Origin of the sequence: Rhodoplanes roseus, assembly GCF_003258865.1 — a bacterium.
In the GTDB taxonomy this organism is placed as follows: Bacteria; Pseudomonadota; Alphaproteobacteria; order Rhizobiales; family Xanthobacteraceae; genus Rhodoplanes; species Rhodoplanes roseus.
In genome coordinates this window covers 344-4,804 of the sequence record NZ_NPEX01000366.1, presented here as the reverse complement: position 1 = coordinate 4,804, position 4,461 = coordinate 344, and the positions used below count along the sequence as shown (strand labels likewise).

The window sequence follows — 4,461 nt, the reverse complement described above, 5'->3', positions numbered from 1 at the left end:
GCGCCTTCGGCGCGCCCCGGAATGACGGGGCAGGGGCCGCTGGACGGGCTTTGAGGCCCGGCACCGCCGGCGCGCCCACGCCGCGCGCCGCCCGCCGCTCTTCCATCCCCGTCGATTCTGGGCTAAGGGTCCCGGCGCCCACGCGGACCGCGCACGGGCAGGCGACAAACCGGTCGAGTTCGCAAAGGCGGCGCGTCCACGACGCCTTTTTTTGTGCCCAGACCTAGCCGCGAAGACCCCTGATGCCCAAACGCACCGACATCTCCTCGATCCTGATCATCGGCGCAGGACCGATCGTCATCGGTCAGGCGTGCGAGTTCGATTATTCCGGCACCCAGGCCTGCAAGGCGCTGCGCGAGGAGGGCTACCGGGTCATCCTGGTCAACTCCAATCCGGCGACCATCATGACCGACCCGGAGATGGCCGACGCCACCTATGTCGAGCCGATCACGCCGGAGATCGTCGCCAAGATCATCGAGAAGGAGCGCCCCGACGCGCTCTTGCCGACCATGGGCGGCCAGACCGCGCTGAACACGGCGCTGTCGCTGCGCAAGATGGGCGTGCTCGACAAGTTCGGCGTCAAGATGATCGGCGCCACGGCGGAAGCGATCGACAAGGCCGAGGACCGCGAGCTGTTTCGCGAGGCGATGAAGAAGATCGGCCTCGACATCCCGAAGTCGTTCCTGGCCAACGCCTCCGACCTCAAGCAGGCGGACCGCCAAAAATATCTCGACGCGCTCGCCCGGATCGACGCCGACACGGGGCGCGCGACCGGGAAGGCCATCGAGCGTGCGAAGTTCGAGCGCGACTGGGCGGCCGGCGAGGAGGAGCGCAAGAAGCGCTACGTCCACGGCGCGCTCGGCGAAGCGCTGATCGCGCTGGCCGAGATCGGCCTGCCGGCCATCATCCGGCCGAGCTTCACGCTGGCCGGCACGGGCGGCGGCATCGCCTACGACCTCGACGAGTTCATCGAGATCGTGCGCGGCGGTCTCGACGCGTCACCGACCAACGAGGTCCTGGTCGAGGAGAGCGTGCTCGGCTGGAAAGAGTACGAGATGGAGGTCGTCCGCGATCGGAACGACAACTGCATCATCGTCTGCTCGATCGAGAACCTCGACCCGATGGGCATCCACACGGGCGACTCGATCACGGTCGCGCCGGCGCTGACGCTCACCGACAAAGAGTATCAGGTGATGCGCGACGCCTCGCTCGCGGTGTTGCGCGAGATCGGGGTGGAGACGGGCGGCTCCAACGTGCAGTTCGCCGTCAATCCGGACGACGGGCGCCTGGTCGTCATCGAGATGAACCCGCGCGTGTCGCGCTCCTCGGCGCTGGCCTCGAAGGCCACCGGCTTCCCGATCGCCAAGGTCGCGGCCAAGCTCGCGGTCGGCTACACGCTCGACGAGATCGCCAACGATATTACGGGCGGGGCCACCCCCGCGTCGTTCGAGCCCACCATCGACTACGTCGTCACGAAAATTCCGCGGTTCGCGTTCGAGAAGTTCCCGGGCGCCGAGCCGCTGCTCACCACCTCGATGAAGTCGGTGGGCGAGGCGATGGCGATCGGCCGCTCGTTCCAGGAGTCGCTGCAGAAGGCGCTGCGCTCGATGGAGACCGGCCTCACCGGGCTCGACGAGATCGTCATCGAGGGCATCGGCGAGGGCGACGACAAGAACGCCATCCGGGCGGCGCTCGGCCGGCCGACGCCGGACCGGCTGCTGAAGGTCGCGCAGGCCATGCGGCTCGGCGCCTCGGACGAGGAGATCTTCCGCTCCTGCAAGATCGACCCGTGGTTCCTGGCCGAGATCCGCGGCATCGTCGAGACCGAGGCCGAGGTGAAGCAGAAGGGCCTGCCGCAGACGGCGGGCGCGCTGCGCCGGCTGAAGGCGATGGGCTTCTCGGACGCCCGGCTCGGGGCGCTCGCCGACATCTCCGCGGACGAGGTGACGCGGCGCCGCCGCGGGCTCGGCGTGCGGCCCGTCTACAAGCGCATCGACACCTGCGCGGCCGAGTTCGACGCGCCGACCGCCTACATGTACTCGACCTACGAGGCGCCCTTCGCCGGCGCCCCGGCCGACGAGGCGCGGCCCTCCGACCGCAAGAAGGTGGTGATCCTCGGCGGCGGCCCGAACCGGATCGGGCAGGGCATCGAGTTCGACTACTGCTGCTGCCACGCCTGCTTCGCGCTGGAGGAGGCGGGCTACGAAACCATCATGGTCAACTGCAATCCGGAGACCGTGTCGACCGACTACGACACCTCGGATCGCCTCTATTTCGAGCCGCTGACCGCCGAGGACGTGCTGGAGATCATCGCCACCGAGCAGTCGAACGGCACGCTGCACGGCGTGATCGTGCAGTTCGGCGGCCAGACGCCGCTCAAGCTCGCGGCGGCGCTGGAGGCGGCCGACGTGCCGATCCTCGGCACCTCGCCGGACGCCATCGACCACGCCGAGGACCGCGACCGCTTCAAGCGGCTGCTCGACAAGCTGCATCTGCGCCAGCCCAAGAACGGCATCGCCTACTCGGTGGAGCAGAGCCGGCTGGTCGCCGGCGAGCTCGGCCTGCCCTTCGTGGTGCGCCCCTCCTACGTGCTGGGCGGCCGCGCCATGGCGATCATCCGCAGCCAGGAGCAGTTCGACGACTATCTGCTCGGCACGCTGCCGAGCCTGGTGCCGAGCGACGTCAAGGCGCGCTACCCGAACGACAAGACCGGCCAGATCAACACGGTGCTGGGCAAGAACCCGCTGCTGTTCGATCGCTATCTGTCGGACGCCATCGAGATCGACGTCGACTGCCTGTGCGACGGCAAGGACACGTTCATCGCCGGCATCATGCAGCACATCGAGGAGGCCGGCGTGCATTCCGGCGACTCGGCCTGCTCGCTGCCGCCGCATTCGCTCAAGCCCGAGGTGATCGCCGAGCTGGAGCGCCAGACCCGCGCCATGGCGCTGGCGCTCGGCGTCGGCGGCCTGATGAACGTGCAATACGCGCTCAAGGACGGCGACATCTACGTGCTCGAGGTGAACCCGCGGGCGTCGCGCACCGTGCCGTTCGTCGCCAAGGTGATCGGCATCCCGGTCGCCAAGATCGCCTCGCGCGTGATGGCCGGCGAGAGCCTGGCGAGCTTCGGCCTGGAGCCGCGGACGCTGGACCATGTCGGCGTCAAGGAGGCGGTGTTCCCGTTCGCCCGCTTCCCCGGCGTCGACACGCTGCTCGGGCCGGAGATGCGCTCGACCGGCGAGGTCATGGGCATCGACCGCTCCTTCGAGATCGCCTTCGCCAAGAGTCAGATCGGCGGCGGTGCCCGGTTGCCGAGCTCCGGCACGATCTTCGTGGCGGTGCGCGACATCGACAAGCCGCGCATCCTCGACTCGGTCAAGCTCTTGGCCGATCTCGGCTTCAGGGTCATCGCCACGTCCGGCACCCAGCGTTTCCTGCAGGAGAACGGGGTGGCGGCCGAGAAGGTGAACAAGGTGCTGGAGGGGCGTCCGCACATCGTGGACGCGATCAAGAACGGCGAGGTCCAGCTGGTGTTCAATACAACCAGCGGGACCCGCGCCATTTCGGACTCGCGCTCCTTGCGGCGTGCGGCCCTCTTGCATAAGGTCCCGTACTACACCACTCTTTCCGGAGCCGTCGCGGCGGCGCTCGGCATCAAGGCCTATCTCGCGGGCGACCTCGAGGTGCGCACCCTGCAGAGCTATTTCTCCGAACGCGCCCTTTAGGGCCGGCCGGGAAAATAGGGCCACGGGCTGGACAGACTTCCGAACGGTTGCGTGCCGGTGACCCCGGTCCGCGATCGAGTTTTTTTCTGTCGGAGAGGACCGATGGACACGATACCGATGACGGCTGCCGGCTATGCGGCGCTCGAGCACGAGCTGCGGCACTGCCAGCAGGTCGAGCGACCTCGCATCATTCAGCAGATCACCGAGGCGCGTTCGCACGGCGACCTGTCGGAGAACGCCGAGTACCACGCCGCCAAGGAGTCTCAGTCGCTCAACGAGGGCCGCATCGCGGAGCTCGAGGACAAGCTCGCGCGGGCCGAGGTGATCGACGTCTCCAAGCTGTCGGGCGACACCGTGAAGTTCGGTGCCACCGTCACGCTGATCGACGAGGACACCGAGAAGAAGCACGTCTGGCAGATCGTCGGCGAGCCCGAGGCGGACGCCAAGAACGGCCGCATCTCGATCACGTCGCCGCTCGCCCGTGCCCTGGTCGGCAAGAAGAAGGGCAGCCAGGTCGAGGTGGTGACGCCCGGCGGCGCCAAGGCCTACGAGGTCCTGAACGTCGAGTTCCGCTGATCCGGCCGGCGGCGCTCCGCCGCCGCCCGGCCTCCCGGTCTTGCGTCTCCCGCCTCGGCCTTCGCCCCACGATCGGTATTTCGGCCCGTGTCGCCCGCCTGCCGGGCGACGCGCGTTTCTGTGCGTGCGAAATCCCGCGCGGGAGGCGGGCCCGCGCGTG

Annotated in this window: 2 protein-coding genes; both read left to right on the top strand. The window is 68.4% G+C overall.

Annotated features, from left to right (window positions below; genetic code table 11):
• Window positions 1-242 precede the first annotated feature (242 nt).
• Window positions 243-3,725, top strand: a complete 3,483-nt coding sequence (gene carB / locus CH341_RS28180) for a carbamoyl-phosphate synthase large subunit (protein WP_111422387.1) — start codon at window positions 243-245, stop codon at window positions 3,723-3,725.
• A 102-nt stretch (window positions 3,726-3,827) separates the two neighbouring features.
• Complete coding sequence (gene greA / locus CH341_RS28175; RefSeq protein WP_111422385.1) at window positions 3,828-4,301, top strand: transcription elongation factor GreA; 474 nt, start codon at window positions 3,828-3,830, stop codon at window positions 4,299-4,301.
• Window positions 4,302-4,461: the final 160 nt, after the last annotated feature.